This window comes from Erythrobacter sp. (genome assembly GCF_036351135.1).
Taxonomy (GTDB): domain Bacteria; phylum Pseudomonadota; class Alphaproteobacteria; order Sphingomonadales; family Sphingomonadaceae; genus Erythrobacter.
The window spans coordinates 14,598-39,709 of the sequence record NZ_JAZBON010000026.1 but is presented as its reverse complement, the minus strand read 5'-3'; the positions used below and the strand labels follow the sequence as shown (position 1 = coordinate 39,709).

Sequence of the window (25,112 nt, the reverse complement as noted above, 5' to 3'; positions counted from 1 at the left end):
GTCACCCCATCGTTGGTATGACGAAGGCGTTCGATCCGTCTCCGCCCCCATCGGGCCAGCGCTGCGTCACCTTCTTCTTCTTGGTCCAGAAGGCGAGGCCTTCGGTTCCGTACTGGTCGATATCGCCGAAGCCCGAGCGCTTCCAGCCGCCGAATGTGTGGTAGCTGACCGGCACCGGGATCGGCACGTTGATGCCGACCATGCCGACATTCACGCGGTTGGCGAATTCGCGCGCGGCGTGGCCGTTGCGGGTGAAGATCGCGACGCCGTTGCCATACTGGTGCTCGGACGGCAGGCGCACCGCGTCCTCGAAATCCTTCGCGCGCACGATCTGCAGGACGGGGCCGAAGATTTCCTCGTGGTAGCTCTTCATCTCGGGCGTGACATGATCGATCAGCGTCGGACCGATGAAGAATCCGTCCTCATGCCCCTGCAGCGTGAAGCCACGCCCGTCGACCACGATCTCGCCGCCTTCGTCTTCGGCGGTGGTGATCCATTCCTCGATCCGCGCCTTGTGCTCGGGCGTAACGACCGGGCCGTAATGCGCATCTGGATCGGTGCTGACCCCGACGCGCAGGGCATTTATCGCGGGGATCAGCTTTTCGCGCAGCCGCTCCGCCGTGTCCTCGCCCACCGGCACCACCACCGGCAGCGCCATGCAGCGCTCGCCCGCCGAGCCGAAGGCGGCACCCGAAAGATCGTTCACCACTTGGTCGAGATCGGCATCGGGCATGACGATGCCGTGATTCTTCGCCCCACCGAACGCCTGCACGCGCTTCCCGTTCTCCGCGCCTCGGCGATAGATGTAATGCGCGATGTCAGAGGAGCCGACGAAGCTTATCGCGGGGATGTCCGCATGGTCGAGGATCGCATCGACCATCTCCTTGTCGCCATGGACGACCTGGAGCAGGCCCTCGGGCGCGCCGGCCTCGACGAAGAGCTCGGCAAGGCGCACGGGCACGCTAGGATCGCGTTCGCTGGGTTTCAGAATGAAGGCGTTGCCGGCGGCGCAGGCCATGCCGAACATCCACATCGGGATCATCGCGGGGAAGTTGAACGGGGTGATCCCTGCACCGATACCGAGCGGCTGTCGCATCGAATAGACGTCGATCCCGGGCCCAGCCCCTTGGGTATATTCGCCCTTCAGCACCTGCGGAATGCCGCAGGCGAATTCGATCACTTCGAGCCCGCGCTGCACATCGCCCTTGGCATCTTCGATCACCTTGCCGTGTTCGCTAGAAAGCAACTCGGCGAGGCTTTGCATGTTGGCTTCGATCAACTCCTTGAAGCGGAACATGACCCGCGCGCGCTTCTGCGGATTGGTTGCCGCCCAGCCGGGCTGCACTTCCTTCGCGGCGGCGACGGCCGTGTCGAGGAGCGCGCGATCGCCGAGCGCGACTTCGGCCTGAACCTCGCCGGTCGAGGGGTTCCAGATATTGTGGGTGCGCGAGCGCGGGGGGTTCGGCGTCGCGAGGAAGTGATCGACCTGGCGCATGGGGGTCTCCTGAGCGCGGGAAAAGGGACTGCAGACCCAGCCATGACAAGGGCTCGCCGTACGCGCAAGGGGCGCCGGGGGTGCGGGGCAGGGTCGGCGGGGGTTTGGCCGAGGCGCGCTACTTCCCTCCGAAGTTCGCCGTGCGCTTCTGGAGGAAGGCGACCGCGCCTTCGCGGGCATCGTCGGACGAGCCGGCGATCCGCTGGCCCTCTGCCTCCATCTGCAAAACCGTGTTGAGATCGCTTTGCAGACCCTTGCGCAGATTGGCCTTCATCCCGCCGAGCGCGACTGTCGGTCCGCCCGCCAGCTTTTCGGCAAGCGCCGTCGCCTCGTCCATCAGCGCATCGTCTTCGACGCATTTGTAGATGAGGCCGATGCGCTCGGCCTCCTCGGCGTGAATGCGCTCGCCCAGCATCATCATCCGTGTCGCCTGAGCGAGGCCGACCAGCCGCGGCAGCATCCAGCTAGACCCACCGTCGGGCACCAGACCGATATTGACGAAGGCCTGCAGGAAATAGCCGCTCTTGCCCGCGATGACGAAATCGGCGGCCAGCGCGATCGAACAGCCGACACCCGCCGCCGGGCCGGTCACCGCGCTAACCACTGGGACCGGGCAGTTCCACAGCGCGGCGATCATCGGGTTGTAGCTTTGCTGAAGCGAGGAATAGGAGCGCGCCCCGCCGCTGAGCGAGGAGGAACCCCCCGCCGCCAGATCCGCGCCCGAGCAGAATGCCCGCCCGCTGCCGCTCAGCAGGACGGCGCGCGTATCGTCCAGATCGCGGATGGCTGCGAAGAGCTCTTCCGCCATTTGCGGCGGGCAGGCATTGAGCCTGTCGGGCCGGTTGAGCGTAATATGCGCCACCGCGCCCTTGCGCTCGAGCGTGATAGTTTCGAAATCGGCGTGGTCCGACATGATGGGCGTTCTCCCTCAAACTTTGCGAGGCGAGCAGGCTTTCGCCAATTCATGGCGGATTGCAACTGATCACTTGGAGAGTTCCGGGAAGGCCGCGACCGGAGTGAGTACAGCGCGTCAGGCCGCGAGGCGGGTCTGGCGCTGCTCCCCTTCGTGATCGGCGTTGTCGTCGGTGGTAAAACCGCTGACTGCGTCGCCCAGCGTCTCAGCTTCCTGCGACAGCGAGGTCGCCGCCGCGGTGCATTCCTCGGACATCGCCGCGTTCTGCTGTGTCGAGCGGTCGAGATCGCCGACCACGGTGTTGATCTGGGTCAGGCTTTCCGCCTGCGCCTGGGTCGCATCGGCGATGGTCTCGATCGACTGCGCCAATTCGTTCACGCCTTGCGTGATCGCGCTGAACGCCTCGCCGCTGCGTTTGACGAGATCGACGCCCGAACCCACCTGCTCGCTTGACGCGGTGATCAGCGACTTGACCTCCTCCGCCGCTTCCGAACAGCGCTGGGCGAGTGCGCGCACTTCGCTGGCGACGACCGCGAAACCCTTGCCGGTTTCGCCCGCGCGCGCGGCCTCGACCCCAGCGTTGAGCGCCAGCAGATTGGTCTGGAACGCAATCGATTCGATCACCGAGATGATATTGTTGATCTCCTCGGAGGACTTCTCGATCTGGTCCATCGCTGAAACCGCCTCGGCGACGATCTTGCTGCCGTCCTCGGCTTTGCGCGTCGCATCGCCGATCGTGTCGCGCGCCGTGCTTGTCGTACCGACGGTCTGCTGGATGCGCTCGGTCGCATCGGCGATCGCGGCGGCGGTTTCCTCTAAGCTGGCGGCCTGTTCCTCGGTCCGGCGCGCGAGATCGTCGGAGGCGGAGCGAATTTCGCCCGAGCCGGTACGCAGCGCATCGACCCCGTTGATGACCGCGCTCATCGAGCTGTTGAGTTCCGCGGTGGCCGAGTTGAAATCCGATTCGAGCCCACGAAATTCCTCGGGAACGCCGCTCAGACGCACCGTCAGGTCTCCGCGCGCGACTTGCGACAACACCTCGCCGACCATCCGGTTCATCGTCTCCGCCTTTTCCGCCGAGTCGACGAAATAGGTCGAAAGCGCGAGGTCGATGTCGAGCAGCGAGACCTTGACCAGCGTCACGACTTCTTTCGCTTTTGTGCGGCGCCAGGGCAAAGCGCGGGTCCAGCCGGGCGCGACCAGCTCGGTGATGATGTCTTCGAGCACCAGCGCATAGCCGCCGACATACCAGGCCGGTTCGAGCCCGATCCGTGCATGGACGGCGCCGATACGCTGGGCGCGCTTGTGGAACTCCTCGTCGACCCCGTCGCGAAAGACCGCCTGCCAATGTTCGGCCTGCAGCCGCTTTGCGCGGTCCATCTTGCCGCCATTGTCAAAAAAGGCGGCGAGCTTGGGGCGGCCGCCGACGACCTTGTAGAACCGCTGCAAGGCCGGGTTGATCGCGCGATCGAGCGCGCGGCTGACCGCCTTGAAGGCGGATTTGTCGTTCTGGTCGAGGCGATAATGGTCGATGCGTTCGCTCAATTGGGTGTTCGACATGCGGAGACTCTCTCTTCGTTTTCTTGATGGCGGATGAGTGGCGGTGGGGATCGTGGTTAGGGGTCCGCAACGAGCAGCGCGCTCAAACGTTCGCCGAGCTCGTCGAAACCGTTGCTTTGCGCGCAGAGCACCGGGTCGGGCGCTTCGATTGTCGCCGCGAGGCCGCCGAGCAGCTGCGCAATGCGGTCGAGCCCCTGAAGCTGATTGATATGCGCTTCGGCCACATGCGAATCGCAGCACAGCGACGCGCCCAGCCGTTCGACCTCGTGCGCCGTATCGCGCAGCATCGTGGCGAGCGCGGTGTCGATCCTGTCGCGCGGAGGGGTCATCGCGTTCACGCCGCCATCTCCAGCACGTCCGCGGTCATCAGCGTGCCGAGATCGAGGATCATCACCATCTTGTCCTCGATCGGCGCGACGCCGGTGAGGAAGGCGGTGACGTCGTTCTGCGAGATCATGTCGGGTTTCTGGACGGTTTCGGGATCGACCGAGACGATGTCGGAGACGTCGTGGACGATGAAGCCGCGCGACTGGTCCTCATGTTCGACGACGATGATCGGATTACGCGGCGTCGTCTCGGTCTCGCCCCAGCCCAGCCGCATCGACAGGTCGATGACGGGCAGCACCGCGCCGCGCAGATTGACGACGCCCGCGACATAATCGGGCACATGCGGCAACCGCGTGACCGGCGCCCAGGCGCGGATTTCGCGGATCGCCATGATGTCGAGCCCGAACAGCTGGCCCGACAGTCCGAAAGTGATGAGTTCCTGGCGCATAGCCTTAATCCTTGTCTTTGCGTGAGCGCGGGTGCCCGCCGCCTGCTGTCTCAGCGCCGATCAATGGGTTACCCGGCGGATGGCCGTGGTCAGCTTGTCGGCATCGAAGGGTTTGACGATCCAGCCGGTTGCCCCGGCGGCTCTCGCGCGGGCCTTCTTGCTGTCCGAGCTTTCGGTGGTCAGGACGAGGATCGGGCGGCCTTCGTGGACCCGCCCTTCGCGCAGGCGTTCGATCAGGCCAAAGCCGTCAAGGCGCGGCATGTTGATATCAGTGATCACCAGATCGACCTGGTTCTCGCGCAGCCATTCGAGCGCCTCGGCGCCGTCCTCGGCCTGTTCCACCTCGAAGCCGCGCGACTTCAGCGTCGCATGCAGCAGGGCCCGCATGCTTGCGCTGTCGTCCACGGTCAGGACGCGAATCTCTCGGTTTGTATTGCCAGACAAGTTCGTGCTCCGTTTCGCGCTAGAATAGCTCGACACCGCCAACCAAATCGCTTGGGCGGGCCTGGGGTTTTTGCGTAGGTGCGGCGGTCTCCGCGATCCGGCGGCAGCGCACCTGGCCCGTCGCCGGGCGGAAATCGACGCGCCGTGCATGGGTGCCTTCCAGATCCTCGAAGGCTTTTTCGATCCCCTCCTTGCGCAGGAATTCGCGCGCGAATCGGGCGTTGGCCGAGCCGATAGCTCCGAGATCGGGGTTGAGATTGCCGCCGCCGTAAAGCCGGGCGCGCAGGCGCTGTTTGAGCGCGCCCTGCGCCAGCATGTCGTTGATTAGCACTTCCATGAGATAGAGGCCGTAATCGCCATCGACGCGCGCACTGGCACTGCCGCCGGAAGGTTCGCCGAGAAGGAAGTGGTTCATCCCGCCGACCTTGGCGAGAGGATCGTAGAGGCAGGTCGCAACGCAGCTGCCGAGGATGGTGGTCATCTCGACAGCCGGATCGGCGCTTGCTTTTGCCTCGCCCTGAAGGATGGTGAGGCGCACGGGCGAAGAGGGCGGGGCGGCGTTCATGCGGGGGCCGCCTGGCGGGCGAACAGCCGCGCCCCGATCTGCGACAGCGGCAGCACCTCGCTGACCGCGCCACGCTGGATTGCGGCGCGAGGCATACCGAAAACGACGCTGCTCGCCTCGTCCTGCGCGAGAGTAAAGGCGCCGCGCTCGCGCATCTCGAGAAGGCCGCGCGCGCCATCTTCGCCCATGCCGGTGAGCAGCACGCCGCACGCCACGCCGCCAGCGACCTCGGCGACCGAGGAGAACAGCCGGTCGACGCTAGGGCGGTGTCCGCTGACCGGATCGCCATCGCGCAGAACGCAGCGCAGGCCGGTGCGGCCCGCCGATGCGAGCAGCAGGTGCTTGTCTCCGCCCGGCGCCACGTAGACATGGCCGGCGGCGAGCGGTTCGTCGCTTCGCGCAAGGGAAACTTTCGGCTTGGCGAGACCGTCGAGGGCGACGACGATCGAGGCGGAGAATGGCGCCTTGATGTGCTGGACGACGAGGGTCGGGGGGCAGTCTTCGGGGAAGTGGCCGAGCACATCCTGCAAGGCCTCGATGCCGCCGGTCGAGGAACCGATGGCGATGACGCGCGGACGCAGCGGAGGCTCGCGGCGCTGCGACATTCGTGCCCGCTGCGAACGCACCTGCGGACCCTGCCGCGCCGCTGCGCGAACCAGTCGGGCGAGCTCGGCCCGGTCCCAGCAGCCGTCGCTCGGCTTGGCATAGACCCCGGCGGCGCCGATCGCGAGCGCGCGGGTGGCGAGGTCGTCATGCGCCGCGGTGCGCGAGGTCACCATGATGACCGGCGTCGGGCGCAGCTCCATCACCTTTTCGAGAAAACTGAGCCCGTCCATCCCCGGCATTTCGATATCGAGGGTGACGACGTCGGGATCGAGTTCCTTTATCATACGGCGCGCCTCGATCGCGTCCTTGGCCGCGCCCACGATCCGGACGTCGCCCAGCGCCTCGAGCTCGCGGGTGAGGAGGCCGCGCGCGGTCGCGGAATCGTCGACGATCAGTGCGCGGATCATGGAGCCCGCCTGCGATAAATCGTCGGTCCTGCCTGTTCGAGCAGCGCGCTGCCATTGCCCGAAACGCGCTCGGAATGGCCGATGTAAAGATGGCCGCCGGAGGCGAGCTGACCGGCAAGGCGCTCGACCAGGCGCTCCTTCGTTTCCTGGTCGAAGTAGATCATCACATTGCGGCAGAAGATGATGTCGAAACGGCTCGAGAAGGGCCACTCGCCGAGCAGGTTGAGCCGGCGGAAGCGGACCATCCGGCGTGCTTCGGGACCGATCGCAATCCGGCCGTCCGCCTGCTTTTCGCACCAATTGGCGATCAGGCGTCCGTCGAGATCGCGCAGGGCATCGCCGGGATAGGTCGCAGCCTTGGCGCTTTCGAGCGCGCCGTCCGAAATGTCGCTGGCCAAGGCGACGATATTGAGCTTGCCGATCGCGCGTCCGGTCGACCGGTCGGGACCGAGCAGGGTGAGCAGCAGGGTCCAGATCTCCTCCCCGCTCGAACAGCCCGCCGACCACAGGCGGATCGTCGCGCCGCTCTGCGCGCGCTCGATCAGTCCGCCGCGCAGGGTCTCAGCGAAATGTTCGAAATGATGCGGCTCGCGGTTGAAATAGGTGTGGTTGGTAGTGAGCGCGTCGAGCACCTGGCGTTTCAACGCGTCGTCGCCGCGCGCCACGTCCAGGAACTCGGCGAAGCTCTTCTGACCGCCCGCCCGCATCAGCGGGACGATCCGCGAATAGGCAAGCATGCGCTTGCGTTCGCCCAGCACGATGCCGGTTTCGCTGTGGACCATGGCGGCGATCGCGGCGAAGTCCTTGCAGGAATAGACCTGCGGGCTGACGCCGGGAACCGCCGCCTCGCGCGCGGCGCCGGCGGGGGGATCGCCCGAGGGGGGACGGGTCAGCGAGAGCGTCATGCCGCCTCGGCCATCGCCGCCTTCTGCGCGGCGTTCTGCACGAGGTGATCGATATCGACGATCAGCGCGACCCGGCCATTGCCGAGGATGGTCGCGCCCGCGACGCCTTCGACGGCGCGATAATGATTGTCGAGGTTCTTGATGACGAATTGCCGCTGATCGGTGATCGCGTCGACCAGCAGCGCGGCGCGGCCCTGCCCTTCGCATTCGACCAGGACGAGCACACCCGAGCATGGATCGCGCTGATATTCGCGCGCATCGAGCATCTGTCCGAGCGAGACGACCGGAACGAATTGCCCGCGCACGTTGAGCATCCGCCCTTCCTGCCCGATGCCGCTCAATTCGCCCGGCTGCGGACGGGTGCTTTCGATGACGTGCGAGAGGGGAATGACCAGCGTCTGGTCGCCGACCTGCACGATCATGCCGTCGGCAATCGCCATCGTCAGCGGCAGCGCGAGAATGAAGCTCGTGCCGCTGCCCGGGGTCGATTCGATAGCGATCCGTCCGCCCAGATCCTTCACGTTCTGCTTGACGACGTCCATCCCGACGCCGCGGCCGGAAATGTTCGAGACCTCCGCCGCGGTCGAGAAACCAGGGGCGAAGACGAGCTCGTCGATCTCCTCGTCGGTGAGATTGGCGTCTTCGGAAATGAGCTTGTTGGCAACCGCCTTGGCAAAGACTTTTTCCCGGTCGATGCCGCCGCCATCGTCTCTGATCGTGATGAGCACGCGGCCCGCGGTCTGCTCGGCCTTGAGGACCAGGCGGCCTTCGGCGGGCTTACCGGCGGCCTCGCGCTTCTCGGGCGATTCTATTCCGTGATCGACAGCGTTGCGGATCAGGTGGGTGAGCGGTTCGCTCAACCGCTCGATCACCGTCTTGTCGAGCTCGGTGGTTTCGCCGATGACTTCGAGTTCGACCTTCTTGCCGGTCGTCCCGGCCAGCTCGCGCAGCAGGCGCGGAACGCGTCCGAAAACCGATCCGATCGGCTGCGCGCGAAACGCCATGGCGCGTTCCTGAATGTCGCGCACCAGCGTATCGAGCATGGTCAGTTCTTCGACATGGGGGAAGTTTTCGTCCGCTAGTCGCTGGCTGAGCATCGATTGCGCGATGACGAGCTCGCCCACACCGTTGATGAGCTTGTCGAGCTTGGCAAGATCGACGCGCACCGATTGCGAGACCTGGACTTGGCGCGGGGCAGGGGACTTGGCCGCGTCGCCGTCGGGTTTCGCTTCCTTGGCCTTGTCGTCCGCGGCGGCGTCCTCTTCGGGCCGATCGGACTTGGGCGTTGGCTCCGGAGCGCCGGGAGTCGACTCGACCCGCGCCGGCGGGATGTCGGCGTTCTCGCCCACGGCAATGTCGCAATCATCATCGACGAATTCGAAGATCTCGCGGACCGCTTCCTCCGCGACCCCATCGGGCATGCGGAAGGTCCAGGCGAAATAGCCCGCATCGGGCTCGAGCGTGCCGAGTTCCGGGATATCATCGGTGTGGCATGCCGTGCATTCGCCGCCGAGCAGGCTCAACTCGCGCAGCAAGAGAAGCGGCTCGCCGCCATTGTCCATCGCGCCGGCATGGGGCCGGATATGGACGATAAGGCCTGTATCCGAACTCTCCGGCTCGGGCGTTTGATCGGCGGACGACGCATCGCCGCCTCCATCGAGCTCGGCAAGCAGCGCGTCGAGATCGTCATCGCCGCCGCCATTGCTCCCGCCGCCGGCAGGATCGCCGGACGCATCGTCCTTGTCGCCCCCGCCTCGCGCCGCTTCGAGTTGTTCAAGCATCGCGGCATCGTCCGGCTGGTCGCGGCGGCCCTGCGCGTGATCGATATGATCGCGCAGGATGTCGAGCGCGCCGAGCATCAGTTCGACCAGTTCTCCGCTCAGCTCGATCTTGCCTTCGCGCACGTCGCCCAGAAGGTTCTCGAAGACATGGGTGAAGCCCTGCGTCGGGATATAGCCGAAGGCCCCGGCGCCGCCCTTGACCGAATGGACCGCGCGAAAGATCGCGTTGATCGTCTCACCGTCATGCGTGCCTTGCTGACAGGCGAGCAGCCCGTCTTCGGCAGCGATCAGCGCCTCTTCGCTTTCGGCAAAGAAAATCTTGCGGATATCGTCGTCGTTCACGCGGCATCCTCCTCGATCAGGGGTTCGCAAAGTCCGGCGAGACGCACGGTCTTGATGAAGGCGTCGCTGGGTTGCCGGACGATGATGCCCGCCCCGGTTCGCGCGGCGCTGAGCAGCACCTGGAGCATGGCCTGACCGATGGCTTCGACCGCGCTCGCGTCGATGGCGAGCGGATCGTCCTGGCCCTCGACCCCGATGGCCTTGTTAAGTGTTTCGTGCATTTCGCGCGCGGCGGCGCGGTCACAGGTGGCGGGTAGAGTGGTCATGGCTTAGAACTCGCTCCAGTCCTGGTCGTCGATGGCGGCCGGTTGTTCCTTGAGCGCGAGATTGCCACGCGTGGGCGGGGGCGCCGAAGCCCGCTCGCGCCTGACGGGAGCGGGTTTGCGTTGCGGCGCGGGCCGCTTCTCGACCTGGCGCCGCGCTGCGCTAGGCGCGGCTTCTCTCGCCGAAATGCTGAATTGCGACACGAGCTTGCGAAGCTGACCGGCTTCTTCCGACAAGCTTCGCGCCGCCGCGGTCGATTGTTCGACCATCGCCGCGTTCTGCTGCGTCATCGTATCCATCGAACCGACGCTCTCGTTGATCTGCTCGATATTGCTCGCCTGCGAGGTCGTCATCTCGGCGATATTGTCGACTTCCTGCGTAACCGTGCCGATACGGGCGACGATCTTTTCGAGCAGCGCGCCGGTTTCGCCGACGAGATCGACTCCGTCGCCGACATGCTGGGTCGAGGTCGCGATCAATTGCTTGATGTCGCTCGCCGCCTCGGCGCTGCGCTGAGCCAGCGCACGCACCTCGTTCGCGACTACGGCGAAACCTTTGCCCGCCTCGCCCGCGCGCGCGGCTTCGACCCCGGCGTTGAGGGCGAGCAGATTGGTCTGGAAGGCGATGCCGTCGATCACGTCGATGATCTGCGTGATCTCCTGCGCCGACTTCTCGATCGAGGCCATTGCATCGGTCGCCCTTGCAACCACCTCGCCGCCCTCGCTCGCCTGGCGATGGGTGTCGCTCATCGCACCGCGCGCATTCTCGGCCTTCTGCGCGGTCTGCTTCACGAGATCGGTGACCTCATTCATGGCGGAGGCGGTCTCGGCGAGGCTCTCAACCTGTTTCTGGTTGCGCTCGGCAAGGTCTTCGGACGAGGCGCGGATTTCGCTCGAACCACGGTCGACATGTTCGGCGGTCGAATGAACTTTGCCGATCGTCGCGGCGAGGCGCGAGGCGGCGGAATTGAAAGCGTCGCGCAGCCGGGCCTGTTCGCCGTCCATGCTGTCGTCGATGCGATAGGTGAGATCGCCCTCGGCAAGCTTGCCCAGCGCTTCGGACAGGCCGTCGATCACGTGCTGCACGCGCTTGTCGGCCTCGGTCTTTTCGTTGCGCAGCGATTCCCGCAGGACGTCTAGTGAGCGAGCCATCGACCCGATCTCGTCGTCGCCATGCATGCTGCGCTCGCCTGCATCGAGATCGCCGGCGGACATCCGCTCCATCCGCTGCGTGACATGGGCAAGCGGTGCGAGCACCCTGCGACGCAGCGCGCTCAGCCCGGCGATGACGGCGCCGATAACGAGCAGCGCGCACACGATCGGCAGCGCCGTAACCAGCCAGGACGCCCGATCGATCGCGAAGCCGCCGAAAAGGCCGAGCACGGCGATCAGGGCAATCAAGGCGGCGCCGCCGATTGTGAACAGGCGTTCGATGGTCATGTCGGTGCTCCGGAGGGCTTGGTGCGTTGCGCCTTCTGCCAAGGCGGTCCCCATCCCTAGGAGCGCGTCTTTAAGTCCGCCTTCGAGGGCACCTATGCGCAAACCCTAAGCCGCACCGAAAGACCGCATTCGCAACCGAGGGGCTAGGGCGGATCGACGAGGCGCAAAATCGCAAGCGAACGACGCTCGCGATCGCCGCCGCTCGACAGGCGGGCGCGCGACCAGAAAGGATCAGTGAATGCCCGATGTGAAAGTGATGGTGGTCGACGATTCGGCGGCGATGCGCGCGCTGTTCTGCGACATTCTCGAAAATGCGAAAGGCATCGATGTCTGCGCCACCGCGGCCAATGCCGACGAAGCGCGCGAAAAGCTGGAAAGCGCCAAGCCCGACGTCCTGACGCTCGATGTCGAAATGCCGGGGACGAGCGGGATGGAACTGCTCGAGGAGATCATGGCCGAGCGGCCGATGCCGGTCGTCATGCTTTCCAGCATCACCCAGGAAGGTACCGGCACCGCCCAGCGCGCGCTCGACCTTGGCGCCGCGCACTGCTTTCCCAAACCGCTCAATACCTCGCAGGACGTCTTCAGCGAGACGGTGGCCAAACTCGGGGATATCGTGCGCAAGGCGGCGGCGGGCGAATTGCCGGCCAAGGGCGCGGACAACGATGACGGCGGCGATGGCGGTGGAGCGGGCGGCGGCGGGGTCGTTGCGCTCGCTTGCGGCGAGGCGGGTCTCGACTACGCCAAGCACATGGTCGCCGGGCTCACCTCCGAATGCCCGCCCACAGTGCTCCTGATCGATGCGGATGCGGACGCGGTCGAAGCCTGCTTTGCGTCCGCTAAGGGCGCGGTGGCATGCGAAATCGTCGAGGGGTCGGACGGGGTCGCACTCAAACCGGGCCGGGTGGTGCTGGTCCACCGCAAGTCGCATCATGCAACGATCGAGGGCGGCGAGGTGCCGCGGCTGAAGGAGGTCGAGCGCGACCCGGTGAACGGCGCGCGGCCCTCGGCCGATCTCCTGTTCGGATCGCTCGCCAAGGCGGGCGGTGCGGGCGTTGCCGGCTTGTTCGTCGGCACCGGCAGCGACGGCGCGCGCGGACTGAAGATGCTGGGCGATGCGGGCGCGCGCATCTTCGTCCAGCAGCCTGCCGACTTCGAACCCTCCGACCGGCTCGACGCAGTCAAGACGCAAGAGGTCGACGCGGAGGTGATCGACAAGGGCGCCATCCTCGAATGGATCGACGGACGCGCTGCGGTCGCGGCTTGATCGCAGGCCCGAATGGGATTGACTGCGTCTGCGAAGATCGACACATGTCGTGCCTCGCAGCGGGCTCCGGGCACGCGCGGGTGTAGCTCAATGGTAGAGCAGAAGCTTCCCAAGCTTAAGACGAGGGTTCGATTCCCTTCACCCGCTCCAAACCTGCTGGAAGCCGGTTTGGGCTCTTTGCCTTTCGCTCGCCCATCCGGGCGAGCGTCCTCGGGGCGGCTCCTCCCCCCGGAACAAGTCCGGTGTCCAGGCCAGTAGTTTATCCTGAGCGGCTGGCTTGCCAGCCAGCCGAAAGGGACGCGCGGTCGCGCTTGCGGACCCCGCGGGTCCGATCTGCGCGGTTCGATTGCTCGAATATGCTGCGACGGCGCCGCAGGCGACGAAAGGGCGACCGCCCGCCCGCAGCGGGTGCAGCTTGCTGCACGCTGAGCGAGGACGCACCGACGAATGACGGTGCGCGAACAAGAAACTGAGCGTCAGCGAGGAGGCATGCGGATCGCGCCGTCGAGGCGGAACTGGTGGCCGTTGATGTAGGAATTGCGCGCGATCTCGAGGATCAGCGAGGCGAATTCTTCCGGTTCGCCCAGCCGCTTGGGGAAGGGGACCGACGCGTTCAGCTGGTCCCACATCTGCGGATTGCGATCCTTCATGCCGAGCATCAGCGGCGTCGCGAAGATACCCGGCATCACCGAATTGACCCTGACCCCCACATCCATCAGGTCGCGCGCCATCGGCAGGACGAGACCGTTCACCCCGGCCTTGCACGAGCCGTAGATCACCTGACCGATCTGGCCGTCCTGCGCCGCCACGCTGGCGGTCAGCATGATCGCGCCGCGCTCGCCGTCCTCGTTCAAGGGCTCGCTGTTCGCCATGCCGAGCGCCGAGATGCTCGCGGTCCGGTAGCTGGCGACGAGAATGCCTTCGGCGCCGAAGGCATAATCTTCGGTCGGCAGCCGCGTGTAGCCACCTTTTTCCTTGTCCCAGCCCAGCGTCTTGCCGCGTTTCGAGGTCATCGCGCAATGGACCGTTACGCGCTCCTGACCATGCGCGGCGCGCGCCGCTTCGAAGCCGGCTTCCACGCTCGCTTCGTCGGTGATGTCGACCCGGTGGAAACTGCCGCCGATCGCCCCGGCATGTTCTTCGCCAGCCTCCTCGTTGATGTCGAAGATCGCGACCTTGAGTCCCGCCTGCGCCAACGCCGCCGCGCTCGCTCTGCCGAGCCCCGAAGCGCCCCCCGTGACGACGGCGGCCATGCCTTTTGTCAGCTTCATCCGTTTCTTCCCTTCTCGTTTCGCCTTCACGCTGTCTAGGCGGCTTTCACGCGGCGGGCCAGCGCGCCGCCGCCCACACACGCTGGTCAGAAGCGGCAGACGTGGTAGAGCGCGCAGCCACGAAATGGCCGCCTTCCTCCTCGCCCTGATCCTGACCTTCGCCATCGCGCTCGGCGGGCGCGAACAGCGGATCGTCGCAGGGTTCGCCGACAGTCTCGCGCGCACCGGTCCGCTGCTGGTCACGGCGTGCGTCGCCGCGCTGCTGACGACTTGCGCGATGGCCTATTTCGGGGCGCAGATCGCGGCGTTGCTGCCCCGGCGCGCTGCGGAAATGCTGGTCGCCTTCGCGCTTGCCATCGCCGCGGCGGAGCTTGCCTGGAAGGTGAAGTTGAAGCCTATGCGCGAGCCGACCCGCTCCTATATCGCGATCAGCATTGTGCTCGCCGCGCGCCAGCTGGGCGACGGCGCGCGCTTCGTCGTTTTCGCACTGGCCGCCTGGGCGCTTTTTCCGGCCACCGCGATGATCGGTGGGGCACTGGGCGCGATGGCGGCCAGCACGCTCGGCTGGACGCTGGGACTTGCGCGGCTCGAAAAGCTGCCCTTGCGCGCCATCCGGCTGACGATGGCGACAGGATTGCTGGTTGCTGCCGTGGTGATCGGTCTGAACGCGCGGGATGCAAGCCTTTGATCGGCCAGGGCGATCACAGCGCGCGGGACTTTCGCGAAACAAATTGGCGGCGGCATCGTTATATTGGTGAAACAAACGGAAAGTGAAACTTTGCGAATAAGTCGCAAAATCAGGAAGGAAAAATCATGGCCGACAGCAAGGACAATTCGAAAAACGCGCTCATCACCGAGCTCAATGGGCTGCTCGCCGATCACTTCGCACTCTACACCAAGTCGAAGAACTTTCACTGGCACATCAAGGGGCCGCGTTTCCGCGACCTTCATCTGCTCTTCGACGAACAGGCGATCGAGATCCGCGACCAGATCGACGATATCGGTGAGCGGGTGCGCAAGATCGGCGGCGACACGCTGACCTCGATCGGATCGATCACCAAGCACACTAATATCAAGGATCAGGACAGCGCCTCGCTCGATCCCGACGCGATGGTCAAGGAACTGCGCGACGACAACCGCAAGATGGTGAAGCGCCTCAAGGGCATGAAGCCGCTGGCCGAAGATGCCGGCGACAACGCGACCGACGGGCTGATCGACGACTGGACCGACATGGCTGAAGAGCGCGTCTGGTTCCTGAGCTCGATCCTCGGCGAGGAACCCACCGCCGCGTAAACCGACACGACACGTTACAGAAGGGCCGTTCCCGCTAGCCGGGAGCGGCCCTTTTGCTATGGGTGTCAGCGTGAGCGACGTGACCATCATCGAGAATACCGATGCCGTGACCATCGCGGATTGGATCGCCGCGCGCCTTGCAGTTGCGCTTGCGAAACCGGGTCAGGTCGCGATCAGCGTGCCCGGCGGTTCGACACCGTTCCCCATCTTCGAGGCGCTTGTTCGCCACGAGCTTGCATGGGACCGGATCGCGGTGTGGCCCGGCGACGATCGGATCGTGCCCGAAGATCATCCCGCGTCCAACACCGGCAAGATCCGCGCGATTTTCGAGCCCGTCGGCGCTCGTGTAACAGCCCTCGAAGAGAACGCTGAGCCGCCCCGCTTCGCGCTGGTCTGGCTCGGCATGGGCACGGACGGACATATCGCCTCGCTATTCCGCAATACCGACCCGCGCATCGACGATCCCCGCAAGATACGCCGCCTCACCCCCGATCCGCTGCCGCCCGAAGCGCCGTTCGACCGGGTGACGCTGACCATGCCCGCCCTGCTCGACAGCGAGGCGCTGATGTTCGTCATCGGCGGCGCGGAAAAACGCGCCGTCTTCGAGGCGGCGCGCGCGGGCGAGAACGATCTGCCGGTCGCGCGCCTGCTTGCCGCCGCTTCGCAGCCGGTCACATGCTTCGCCTGATCGAGGCTCTGGCCGAGCGGATCCTCCCGGCCCCGATCCACCGCGCGCTGATGCCGCTCGCGCACCGCATCCGCCATCGCTGGCGGCGCTTTTCAGGACAACCGATCGCAGGCGTCAGCGTGCTGCTCACCAACGATGCGGGCGAGGTGCTGCTGCTGCGCCATTCTTATGGCCCTAATGTGTGGGGCCTGCCGGGCGGGGGCCTGAAGCGCGCAGAAAGTCCCGAGGATTGCGCCCGCCGCGAAGTGCGCGAAGAGCTCGGCATCGTGCTTTGCGAGGTGAAAGCGATCGGAACGCTTGAAGAAGAGCTTTCCGGCGCGCCGCACACCGCACATCTGATCGCGGCAACCACCCGAGAGACGCCGCGGCCCGACGGGCGCGAGGTAGTGGAGGCGCGGTTCTTCGCGCCCGGCGCGCTGCCCTATGCCTTGGGAGATGTGACGCAGCGGCGGATCGAGGCGTGGCGGACGCGGGCGTAACGCTCCCCTCCCCGTAGGGAGGGGCTGGCGGTGGGGGCTCCGCGTCGTAGACTGTCGCAGTGCACCCATCCCTCGACCATTTCCCTCAAGGGAAGGGAAGTCACAGCAGAGATAGCTGCGCCTCGTCGCGTTTGCGCTCGGTAGCATCGCCGCGGTCTAAGTTCGACAGGGTCAGCCCCATCAGCCGGATCGGCATCGGCAGCGGCATTGCCTCTTCCAGCAGGATGCGCGCGAGGCGGGCAAACTCTTCCTTGTCCTCGACCCAGTGCGCGACCGACTTCGCGCGGGTGTTGATCTGGAAATCGGTGTATTTCAGCTTGAGCGTCACCGTCCGCCCGCGCACCGGCGGCTGGTCTTCGCTGCGCTTCGCGGCGGCGTTTTCCACGCGCGTCCACACGATATCCACGATGTTTTCCAGCGTCGCGCGCAGCTGAGATCCGCTCGATATATCCTCGCTGAAGGTGCGCTCTCCACCGATCGACTTGCGGATGCGGCTGGTGCGCACGGGCCTTAGATCGATGCCGCGCGCGGCGCGATAGAGATAGTCGGCGAAGGAGCCGAAATTCGCGCGGAGGAATACCATGTCCTTTGCCGCCAGATCGGCGCCTGTCTCGATCCCCAGCCGCTTCATCTTGGCTTCCGCTTTGGGTCCGACCCCGTGGAACCGCCGGATCGGCAGCGACTGGACGAATGCCGCGCCTTCGCCCGGGCGGATGACGCATAGCCCGTCGGGCTTGTTCTGATCGCTCGCGAGCTTGGCCAGGAACTTGTTGTAGGAGACGCCCGCGCTCGCGGTCAGCTGTGTCTTGGCCTTGATCTCCTGCCGGATCATCTGCGCGATCCGCGTTGCCGAACCAACGCCCAGCCGATCCTCGGTAACGTCGAGATAGGCTTCGTCGAGGCTGAGCGGTTCGACATGGGGCGTATGGTGGTGAAACACGGCGCGGATCTGCTCGCTCGCCTCGCGATAGGCCTCGAAGCGGCTTTTCACGAAGACGAGATCGGGGCACAGCCGCCGCGCCGTCACGCTCGGCATGGCGCTCTTCACTCCGAACCGACGCGCCTCGTAGCTGGCGGCGGCGACCACACCGCGCCCGCTCGACCCGCCGACCGCGACGGGCCGCCCGCGCAGGTTCGGATCGTCGCGCTGTTCGACGCTGGCGAAGAAGGCGTCCATGTCGACGTGGATAATCTTGCGAAGCCCCGCGCCCTCGGTCGCGTTGTCGGGGTCGTTCGGTCCCGGAAGGGGGGCAGGCTCGGCCATCGTCACGCCCGACAATAGGAATTTGCGTACCCCAAAGAAAGGATGCGGCCTATGCATGTCCGGCCTCGGTGGAACATTCGGCCCGCCCGCCCATTTTGTGCAGATGCGAAATGAAGTGTGGTCAACCGGCGAGCCGCAAGGCAAGGGAGCGCCCATGCGCGCGTCCGGTGCCTCTCCTGCGACCATGCCCGAAGCCGCCCGCAATCTGGGCGAGCGCGAGCTTATCTGGATGATGGCGCTCCTCATGGCGCTGCAAGCCTTCGGCATCGACGCGATCCTGCCCGCTCTTGACGAGGTCGCCGCTGCGCTCGCCATCGAAGGGAACGACCGGCAGTTCATCGTCGGCGTCTACCTGCTCACCGCGGGGCTGGGCGCGCTCGTTCCCGGCGCGCTGGCCGACCGTTTCGGCAGGCGGCCGGTCCTGCTGGCCTCGATCGGGGTCTATATCGCGCTTTCCATCGCCAGCGCGCTCGCCACCACTTTCGAGGGGTTGATCGCCATCCGCGCGGCGCAGGGCTTTTTCGGTGCAGGCATCGTCGCATTGCCCCCGGCGATCATCCGCGACCGGGTGGGCGGGGACAAGATGGCGCGGATGATGAGTTTGATCTTCGTCATCTTCCTGATGGTCCCGGCGATCGCGCCGAGCATTGGCGAGCTCATACTGCTGGTCGCCGACTGGCGCGCGATCTTTCTCGCCATGGCGGTGCAGGGCGTCATCATCGGCACCTGGGTCTATTTCCGCCTGCCCGAGAGCCTCACCGAAGAGAACCGGCAGGAAATTCGCCCGCGCGTGATCGCGGGCAATATGGCGCGCGCACTGAGCCTGCCGAGCATCATCGGCTATGTCTTCGGCGGCGCGATCGTGTTCGGCGCGCTGTTCGGCTTCATCAATTCCTCGCAGCAGCTGATCAGCGAGAGTTTCGGCGCGCCCGACCTGTTTCCCATCGTCTTTGGTATCTGCGCCGGGTCCATGGCGCTCGCCAGCTGGTCCAATTCGCGCATCGTCGAACGCTTCGGCGCGCGGCGGGTGAGCCACACCGCGCTTTTCGCCTTCATCGCGGTCGCCTCGGTCCAGGTCTGGTTCGCGTTCCAACCCGAGGAGACCTTGTGGCAATTCGTGCCGCTCATGGCGGTGAACATGATGCTGCTCGGCTTCATCGGCAGCAATTTCGGTTCGATCGCGATGAATCCCTTCTTCGCCATCGCCGGCGCGGCGAGTTCGGTGCAGTCGGCGGTGCGGATTTCGCTCGCGGCGGTGTTGGGCGCTGCGATCGGCTACGCCTATGACGGCACGCCGCGCCCGCTCGCGCTGTCCTTGCTGGCCTCGGGCCTCGTCTGCCTCGGCCTCGTCCTGTTCAGCGAGAGGGGTCGCCTGTTCGGCCCACCCGAAGCGGAGATGGGGCTGGGGGTGGAAAGCAACTGATGCTTCCCCAGAGGGAAGGATCACTCGGCGCCCAACCGTCGCCATGCCAGCCCCGCAAACTCGCACAGCAAGGGCCGGGTGTCGCGCGGATCGATGATGTCCTCGACATTGAAGCGCTCGGCGCTGCGGAAGGGCGAGGTGACCTTGCCGAGCCGCTCCTTGATCGCCTCAAGTTCCTCCTGCGGGTCGTCCGCCGCCTCGAGCTCGGCCTTGTAGGCCACTTCGAGCCCGCCGGCGATCGGCAGGCTGCCCCAATCACCGCTCGGCCAGCAATAGCGATATTGAAACGCCTCGGCATTGCTCATGGCGCTGCCCGCAATGCCATAGGCGCGTCTCAGCACCACGCTCGCAAGTGGAACGGTCGCGCGGTAGATCGCATTCATCGCGTCGACGCCGTATCGGATCGTGCCCGCCATCTCCGCCTCGCGCCCGATCATGAAGCCAGGATTGTCGACCAGATGGACTACGGGCAAGCGAAACTGGTCGGCGAGCTTCACGAAACGCTCGACCTTCTCAGCTGTCTTCGCCTCCCACGATCCGCCGAGATAGGACGGATCGCTCGCCACCACCGCGACCGGCCAGCCATCGAGCCGCGCAAGAGCCGTGATCGCAGCGCGGCCCCAGCCTGCGCCGATCTCGAATACGGTGCCCCTGTCGACAATCATTTCGAGCGCGCGGCGCATCGAATAGACCGCCTTGGGATCGCGCGGGACCAAGCTGAGCAGCGCGTCCTCGCGCCGGCCCGCCGGATCGTCGCAGGCGGTGCGCCGCGCGTGCTGACCGACATGTTCGGGCATAAAGGATAGAAAATAGCGCGCGCGGGCGAAGGCTTCGGCTTCGCTGTCGCAGCAATCGTCGACCACGCCGTTCCGGGTATGGATGTCCGCGCCGCCGAGCTCTTCCTTGGCCTGCGCGCGATCGCTCGCCTGCGCATAGCCCGCGCCCATCGCATCGACCACGGCGGGTCCGGCGGCGAAGATCTGGCTGAGCCCGCGCACCATGATCGAATAATGGCTGGCGACCGTGCGCGCCGCGCCAAGCCCGGCGGTCGGTCCGAGCGCGAGGGCGACCACCGGCACCGTGTCGAGATTGGCGACGACATCGCCCCAGCCGGGCACCGCGGGGATGTAGGTCGCGCCGATCTGTTCCAGCGTCTTGACGCTGCCGCCGCCGCCGGTCCCGTCGATCATGCGAATGATCGGCAGCCGGTATTCATGCGCCATGCGCTCGGCCTGCACCATCTTGCGCGCGATCCCCGCATCCGCCGCGCCGCCGCGAATGGTGAAATCGTCCGCCGTGGCGACGACTGGACGGCCGTTGATCGTGGCCTTGCCGAACAGGAATGGGGCGGGGGTAACGCCGGTCAGATCGCCATTATCGTCGTAATGCCCCTTGCCGGCGATCTTGCCGATTTCGCGGAAAGAACCGGGATCGCAGATCGCGTCGAGCCGCGCGCGGGCGTCCATCTTGCCGCGCGAATGCTGACGCGCGACCTTGTCCGGCCCGCCCATTTCCTCGGCGAGCGCTTCGCGGCGGCGCAGTTCCTCGAGTTCCTTTTGCCAGGTCATGCTTACCGGTCTCGGCTTCGCTCGACCTTATCCCTCGACTTCGCTCGGGACGAACGGGTGGTAGCCGTAAACCCGAAATCCGTTCGCCCTGAGCCTGTCGAAGGGCCGGTTCGAGCGGAGCCGAGAACCTGGATCACTCCGCAGGCTCCACCATGCACAGCACCGCCTCCACCTGCACCTGCGCGCCTGTCGCCGCGGAAAGCTCGGTCACGGTCCCGTCGAAGGGCGCGGTGAGCGCGTGCTCCATCTTCATCGCCTCGAGCACCATCAGCCGTTGGCCTACCGTGACCGCGTCGCCCTCGGCCACGTCTACCGCGATGACCTTGCCCGGCATCGGAGCGAGGATGGCGCCATCGGCGGCGGAGGCGACTCCGCCATCATAGCGTGGCAGGCCGATGACGAAACTTTGGCCCTTCTTTGTTACGAGAGCACCGGTCGGCGACGCACCGGAAGAATAGGTGCGGCCGCTAAAATCAGGCACGTTCGCGACCTCTATGTTGCGACCGTCCGCCTGAACTAGGAGACTTCGCTTAGGGGCTGAATTAATACGAAAACCCTCAAGCAGTTCGTTATCGCGGCTATGCAACCCGTCGTTGCTAAAGGCTTCGATCAGGTGGCGTGCGCCCTGGCCCAGAACCTCGGCATCGGGCTCGCCATCGGGGATCAGGGCGTTGCCTTGTTCGGCAATAAAGCCGGTCGTGAACTCGCCTGACCTGAAAACATCCGACGTTGCCGAGAGATACAGGAAACCTGCGTTGGATTTGACGGGCCAGACAGCCGTTCCCTCCAAAGCCTCAAGCAATGAGGTGATCGCATTCTCTCGAGTGTCTTCGTGCACGATGATCTTGGCAATCATCGGGTCGTAGAAAGGCGATATGACGGAATTTTCTTCGACACCCGAATCCACCCGATACTCATCGTCCGGTAAACAATATCTGTCGAGCCGTCCCGTGCTAGGCAAAAAACCCTTCGCCGGGTCCTCCGCATAAAGCCGCGCCTCGATGGCATGGCCGTTGATCGAAAGCTCTTCCTGCTTCAGCGGGATCGGCTCGCCGCTGGCCACGCGAAGTTGCCACCCCACCAAATCGACCCCGGTGATTTCCTCCGTCACCGGGTGCTCGACCTGAAGCCGGGTGTTCATTTCCATGAAGAAGATGCGGTCGGCGCGCAGGCCTTCGCTGGCGTCGGCGATGAATTCGATCGTGCCCGCGCCCTCGTAATCGACCTCCTTGGCGGCGCGCACGGCGGCGGCGCAGATTTCTTCGCGGGTGGCCTCGTCCATGCCGGGGGCGGGGGCTTCCTCGATCACCTTCTGGTGGCGGCGTTGCAGCGAGCAGTCGCGTTCGAACAAATGGACGACATTGCCATGGCTGTCGCCGAAAACCTGCACCTCGATATGGCGGGGCGAGGTGATCCACTTCTCCAGCAGCACTTCGTCGTTGGAAAAGCTGGCCTTGGCCTCGCGCCGACAGCTTTCGAGCGCAGCTTCGAAGTCCGCTGCAGCATCGACCTTGCGCATCCCCTTGCCGCCGCCGCCGGCGACCGCCTTGATCAGCACGGGATAGCCGATGGCGTCTGCTTCCTTCTTCAGGCGCTCGACCGACTGGTTGTCGCCCTCGTATCCGGGAGTGACCGGCACGCCCGCCTCGCGCATAAGCTTCTTGGCGGCGTCCTTCAGACCCATCGCTTCGATGCTGGAAGGCTTGGGCCCGACCCAGATCAGCCCGGCATCGATCACCGCCTGCGCGAAGCCAGCATTCTCCGACAGGAAGCCGTAACCCGGATGAATCGCCTCCGCGCCGGTTTCCTTGGCAGCGGCGATGATCTTCTCGCCCACGAGATAGCTTTCGGCCGCGGGGGAGGGACCGATATGCATCGCCTCGTCGGCCAAGCGCACATGCAGCGCCTTGGCATCGGCATCGGAATACACCGCCACGGTGGCGATACCCATGGCGTGCGCGGTGCGGATGATGCGGCAGGCGATCTCGCCCCGGTTGGCGATGAGGAGTTTGGCGATCATGGGAGCGGGTTAGCTTGCGCGTTTTCGCGTGTCGAGCGAGGGATTGGTTTCTCGCAGAGACGCAGAGGGAGGCGCATTTCAGCAGCCACCCGCCGCGAAGCGGCCCTTCAAACGATTTCACGCGGAGGCGCGGAGAGGGTGTGCTCGGTATCGGCCCTTTTGTTCCCTCTTTGCGCCTTTGTGCCTTCGTGTGATGAATGTTGCGGCCTCGCCGCGAGGACTACCTCCGCCGTATCGCCGAACCCTCCTCGTCTCTGCGCGAACCCCCTCTAGTCAGACGCCGCCGGCACAGCCGCCGCGGGCCGATAATCCGCGATCCCCCAAGCGATCGGCTCTTCGGGTTCGTGCGGGCGATTGATCAGCGCGGAGGCGAAGCCGCGTATGCCATACCAGGCCTTTTCCCAGCGCGGCACGTAGACCCGCTCGTTCCAGGCATCGACCCCGCGTTCGCGCACCTTGCGGCCGATCGCGCCGTAGATGCGCGCGGCGGAGAGCACTGCCCAGCGGCTGCGGAAGGGCAGGCGCGCGGCGCCGACGCGCGCGGCAGCCTCGTGCTTTTCGACCAGATCGACGAGGCGTGCGGCCAGTTCGGCCAGTTCCTCGCGGTGATGCGGCTTGGTGTGCTGGCCGGGCTCGATATCCTGCTCGACCAGCCATTCTTCTGGCAGGTAACAGCGCCCCGCCGCATCGTCCTCGACGATGTCGCGCGCGATGTTGGAGAGCTGGAAGGCGAGGCCAAGGTCGTTCGCTCGGTCGAGCGTTTCGCGGTCCTTCGGATCGACCCCCATGACAACCGCCATCATCACGCCGACAGCGCCCGCGACGTGGTAGCAATAGCGCATCATGTCCGCCTCGGTGCGCGGGCGCCAGTCTTTCGCGTCGAGCGCGAAACCTTCGATCACCGCTTCGGCCATGTCGCCGGTCAGCCGGCATTCCTTTGCGACCAGTCCGAAGGCGTCGAAGGCCGGATCGGCGGTCGGCAGCCCTTCGAGCGCGCGGCGGGTGAGCAGGCGGATCGATTTAAGCCGCGCTTCGGCATCGACCTGGTCGCCAAGCTCCCCGCCCATATGCTGGTTGTCGGCGATATCGTCGCAGCGGCGGCACCAGAAATACAGCAGCCAGGCGCGCTCGCGCGTGCGTTGATCGAACAGGCGGGCGGCGGCGTGGAAGCTGTGCGACCCCTCGCGGATCGCTGCGCGCGCCTTCTGGACAAGCGCCGCGCGGTCGCGCCCGCCACCGGCGACGCTCGGCGTCGCGCGCAAATCCTTGAGCACCAGGGGCCGCGCGCGCTTCACCGCCTCAAAGATCCTCGGCTTTCATGCGAAAGATCGGCATGTGCGGCTCGTAGGCGGCCATCTTGTCGAGCAGGTTCGGTAGCGTTTCGGCGTGGATCAGGATGTTCTGATGAGCAGGTCGCACGAAGCCGACCTCGGCCATGCGCGCGTTGAAGGCGATGAGATCGTCGTAGAAGCCGAAGGCGTTGAGCAGACCTACCGGATCGGAATGATAGCCCAGCTGCGCCCAGCTCATCGCCTCCCACAATTCGTCCATCGTACCCACGCCGCCCGGCAGGGTGACGAAGCCGTCGGAGAGGTCGGTGAAGCGCTGTTTGCGCTCGTGCATGCCACTGACCGCGATCAGCTCGTCGCAATCGTAATTGGCGACTTCGGAACGCGCGAGCGCCTCCGGGATGACGCCGATCACCTCGCCGCCAGCAGCCTTCGCGCCATTCGCCACCGCGCCCATCAGGCCCAGCCGGCCACCGCCATAAACCACGCCGATCCCCCGCTGCGCGAGGGCCGCGCCGACATCTTCGGCAACCTCGATATAACGCGGATCGGCAGGCGTGGCCGAACCGCAATAGACGGCGAGGCGTTTCACGCGCGCTTCTCCCCGGCACGGGGAGGGGGACCAGCCGCAGGCTGGTGGAGGGGCGAGCCTTGTGTCATCATTTTCTCATCGCAGATCTGGACGATCCGCCTAACGGCTAGCTCCAATTCCTCAAATACAAGTTTCGCGGGAATGCGTGGTCGCAATGGCTCGCCTACGCAACCAGCGCGAGCGGATTGCACCGTGGTTGACAGCTTGGCCGCTGTCGTGGGCCTTGCCATCGACCTCAATCGCGAGCGCCGCCTTCGCACAATAAATGTCGATAACGTACTCGCCCGCAGGATGCTGGCGGCGGAATTTGTGACCGCCGGGGCGCTTGCGGAGTTCCTGCCATAGAAGTGTCTCCGGCAGGCTCATTTCGCTGCGCAACTTGCGCGCTACTTTTACGGTGCTCTCTCTTCCTCGGATCATGGCTCGCCCCTCCACCATGCCGCGCATGGTCCCCCTCCCCAA

At 65.6% G+C, this 25,112-nt stretch carries 25 protein-coding genes and 1 tRNA gene; 7 read left to right on the top strand and 19 right to left on the bottom strand.

Annotation, left to right across the window (positions count from 1 at the left end; genetic code table 11):
- Position 1 precedes the first annotated feature (1 nt).
- From V2I30_RS08440 to V2I30_RS08385, 12 genes are all read right to left on the bottom strand, one after another.
- On the bottom strand, positions 2-1,495 hold the full coding sequence (locus tag V2I30_RS08440; RefSeq protein WP_330661686.1) for a CoA-acylating methylmalonate-semialdehyde dehydrogenase: 1,494 nt from the start codon (positions 1,493-1,495) through the stop codon (positions 2-4).
- Between the two features lie 118 nt (positions 1,496-1,613).
- The gene (locus tag V2I30_RS08435; RefSeq protein ID WP_330661685.1) at positions 1,614-2,408 is read right to left on the bottom strand and encodes an enoyl-CoA hydratase-related protein; all 795 of its coding nucleotides are present in this window, start codon (positions 2,406-2,408) and stop codon (positions 1,614-1,616) included.
- Between the two features lie 117 nt (positions 2,409-2,525).
- On the bottom strand, positions 2,526-3,968 hold the full coding sequence (locus tag V2I30_RS08430; protein ID WP_330661684.1) for a globin-coupled sensor protein: 1,443 nt from the start codon (positions 3,966-3,968) through the stop codon (positions 2,526-2,528).
- A gap of 56 nt (positions 3,969-4,024) precedes the next feature.
- Positions 4,025-4,306 carry a hypothetical protein gene (locus tag V2I30_RS08425; RefSeq protein ID WP_330661683.1) on the bottom strand — a complete coding sequence of 94 codons (282 nt, stop codon included), beginning with the start codon at positions 4,304-4,306 and terminating at the stop codon, positions 4,025-4,027.
- On the bottom strand, positions 4,303-4,743 hold the full coding sequence (locus tag V2I30_RS08420) for a chemotaxis protein CheW (protein ID WP_330661682.1): 441 nt from the start codon (positions 4,741-4,743) through the stop codon (positions 4,303-4,305). Before V2I30_RS08420 ends, V2I30_RS08425 begins: the two co-directional genes overlap by 4 nt.
- Positions 4,744-4,803: 60 nt before the next feature.
- Complete coding sequence (locus V2I30_RS08415) at positions 4,804-5,148, bottom strand: response regulator (RefSeq protein ID WP_330661681.1); 345 nt, start codon at positions 5,146-5,148, stop codon at positions 4,804-4,806.
- Between the two features lie 58 nt (positions 5,149-5,206).
- On the bottom strand, positions 5,207-5,752 hold the full coding sequence (locus V2I30_RS08410) for a chemotaxis protein CheD (RefSeq protein WP_330661680.1): 546 nt from the start codon (positions 5,750-5,752) through the stop codon (positions 5,207-5,209).
- A complete protein-coding gene (locus V2I30_RS08405) occupies positions 5,749-6,765 on the bottom strand; it encodes a protein-glutamate methylesterase/protein-glutamine glutaminase (RefSeq protein WP_330661678.1) in 1,017 nt (338 codons plus the stop codon). Before V2I30_RS08405 ends, V2I30_RS08410 begins: the two co-directional genes overlap by 4 nt.
- Complete coding sequence (locus V2I30_RS08400; protein ID WP_330661677.1) at positions 6,762-7,670, bottom strand: CheR family methyltransferase; 909 nt, start codon at positions 7,668-7,670, stop codon at positions 6,762-6,764. Before V2I30_RS08400 ends, V2I30_RS08405 begins: the two co-directional genes overlap by 4 nt.
- Entirely contained in the window at positions 7,667-9,793 is a 2,127-nt protein-coding gene (locus V2I30_RS08395; protein WP_330661676.1) for a chemotaxis protein CheA, read from the bottom strand. Before V2I30_RS08395 ends, V2I30_RS08400 begins: the two co-directional genes overlap by 4 nt.
- Positions 9,790-10,059, bottom strand: coding sequence for an STAS domain-containing protein (locus tag V2I30_RS08390; RefSeq protein ID WP_330661675.1), 270 nt, complete (start codon positions 10,057-10,059; stop codon positions 9,790-9,792). Before V2I30_RS08390 ends, V2I30_RS08395 begins: the two co-directional genes overlap by 4 nt.
- 3 nt (positions 10,060-10,062) lie before the next feature.
- Positions 10,063-11,496, bottom strand: coding sequence for a methyl-accepting chemotaxis protein (locus tag V2I30_RS08385; RefSeq protein WP_330661674.1), 1,434 nt, complete (start codon positions 11,494-11,496; stop codon positions 10,063-10,065).
- 238 nt (positions 11,497-11,734) lie between these two features.
- Here V2I30_RS08385 and V2I30_RS08380 point away from each other — a divergent pair, with 238 nt between their 5' ends.
- Together V2I30_RS08380 and V2I30_RS08375 are read left to right on the top strand one after the other, a co-directional pair.
- Positions 11,735-12,763 carry a response regulator gene (locus tag V2I30_RS08380; RefSeq protein WP_330661673.1) on the top strand — a complete coding sequence of 343 codons (1,029 nt, stop codon included), beginning with the start codon at positions 11,735-11,737 and terminating at the stop codon, positions 12,761-12,763.
- 76 nt (positions 12,764-12,839) lie between these two features.
- Positions 12,840-12,913: transfer RNA gene (locus tag V2I30_RS08375), tRNA-Gly, on the top strand.
- 326 nt (positions 12,914-13,239) lie between these two features.
- Here V2I30_RS08375 and V2I30_RS08370 read toward each other — a convergent pair.
- On the bottom strand, positions 13,240-14,034 hold the full coding sequence (locus tag V2I30_RS08370) for an SDR family oxidoreductase (protein ID WP_330661672.1): 795 nt from the start codon (positions 14,032-14,034) through the stop codon (positions 13,240-13,242).
- Positions 14,035-14,158: 124 nt separating this feature from the next.
- Between V2I30_RS08370 and V2I30_RS08365 the strand changes: the two genes are divergently transcribed.
- The 4 genes from V2I30_RS08365 (at position 14,159) to V2I30_RS08350 (ending at position 16,494) form a co-directional block, all read left to right on the top strand.
- Positions 14,159-14,722: a hypothetical protein gene (locus tag V2I30_RS08365; protein WP_330661671.1), complete on the top strand. Its 564-nt coding sequence runs from the start codon at positions 14,159-14,161 to the stop codon at positions 14,720-14,722.
- A gap of 125 nt (positions 14,723-14,847) precedes the next feature.
- The gene (locus V2I30_RS08360) at positions 14,848-15,327 is read left to right on the top strand and encodes a Dps family protein (RefSeq protein WP_330661670.1); all 480 of its coding nucleotides are present in this window, start codon (positions 14,848-14,850) and stop codon (positions 15,325-15,327) included.
- A 70-nt stretch (positions 15,328-15,397) separates the two neighbouring features.
- A complete protein-coding gene (locus V2I30_RS08355; protein ID WP_330661669.1) occupies positions 15,398-16,015 on the top strand; it encodes a 6-phosphogluconolactonase in 618 nt (205 codons plus the stop codon).
- On the top strand, positions 16,003-16,494 hold the full coding sequence (locus V2I30_RS08350; RefSeq protein ID WP_330661668.1) for an NUDIX domain-containing protein: 492 nt from the start codon (positions 16,003-16,005) through the stop codon (positions 16,492-16,494). The genes V2I30_RS08355 and V2I30_RS08350 overlap by 13 nt, the downstream gene beginning before the upstream one ends.
- Before the next feature lie 100 nt (positions 16,495-16,594).
- Here V2I30_RS08350 and dinB read toward each other — a convergent pair whose 3' ends face one another.
- Positions 16,595-17,758 carry a DNA polymerase IV gene (gene dinB, locus V2I30_RS08345; protein ID WP_330661667.1) on the bottom strand — a complete coding sequence of 388 codons (1,164 nt, stop codon included), beginning with the start codon at positions 17,756-17,758 and terminating at the stop codon, positions 16,595-16,597.
- A 154-nt stretch (positions 17,759-17,912) separates the two neighbouring features.
- On the opposite strand from dinB, the gene V2I30_RS08340 reads away from it, so the two are divergent.
- Complete coding sequence (locus tag V2I30_RS08340) at positions 17,913-19,181, top strand: multidrug effflux MFS transporter (RefSeq protein ID WP_330661666.1); 1,269 nt, start codon at positions 17,913-17,915, stop codon at positions 19,179-19,181.
- Positions 19,182-19,201: 20 nt separating this feature from the next.
- On the opposite strand, the gene V2I30_RS08335 is transcribed toward V2I30_RS08340, so the two are convergent.
- The 5 genes from V2I30_RS08335 to V2I30_RS08315 form a co-directional block, all read right to left on the bottom strand.
- Positions 19,202-20,749 carry an acyl-CoA carboxylase subunit beta gene (locus tag V2I30_RS08335; RefSeq protein ID WP_330661665.1) on the bottom strand — a complete coding sequence of 516 codons (1,548 nt, stop codon included), beginning with the start codon at positions 20,747-20,749 and terminating at the stop codon, positions 19,202-19,204.
- A gap of 133 nt (positions 20,750-20,882) precedes the next feature.
- On the bottom strand, positions 20,883-22,769 hold the full coding sequence (locus tag V2I30_RS08330; RefSeq protein WP_330661664.1) for an acetyl/propionyl/methylcrotonyl-CoA carboxylase subunit alpha: 1,887 nt from the start codon (positions 22,767-22,769) through the stop codon (positions 20,883-20,885).
- Between the two features lie 269 nt (positions 22,770-23,038).
- Positions 23,039-24,043, bottom strand: coding sequence for a phytoene/squalene synthase family protein (locus V2I30_RS08325; RefSeq protein WP_330661663.1), 1,005 nt, complete (start codon positions 24,041-24,043; stop codon positions 23,039-23,041).
- A gap of 25 nt (positions 24,044-24,068) precedes the next feature.
- Positions 24,069-24,650 (bottom strand): TIGR00730 family Rossman fold protein, encoded by a 582-nt coding sequence (locus tag V2I30_RS08320; protein WP_330661662.1) that lies wholly within the window; start codon positions 24,648-24,650, stop codon positions 24,069-24,071.
- Positions 24,651-24,770: 120 nt separating this feature from the next.
- The gene (locus tag V2I30_RS08315) at positions 24,771-25,070 is read right to left on the bottom strand and encodes an endonuclease domain-containing protein (protein ID WP_330661661.1); all 300 of its coding nucleotides are present in this window, start codon (positions 25,068-25,070) and stop codon (positions 24,771-24,773) included.
- Positions 25,071-25,112 lie beyond the last annotated feature (42 nt).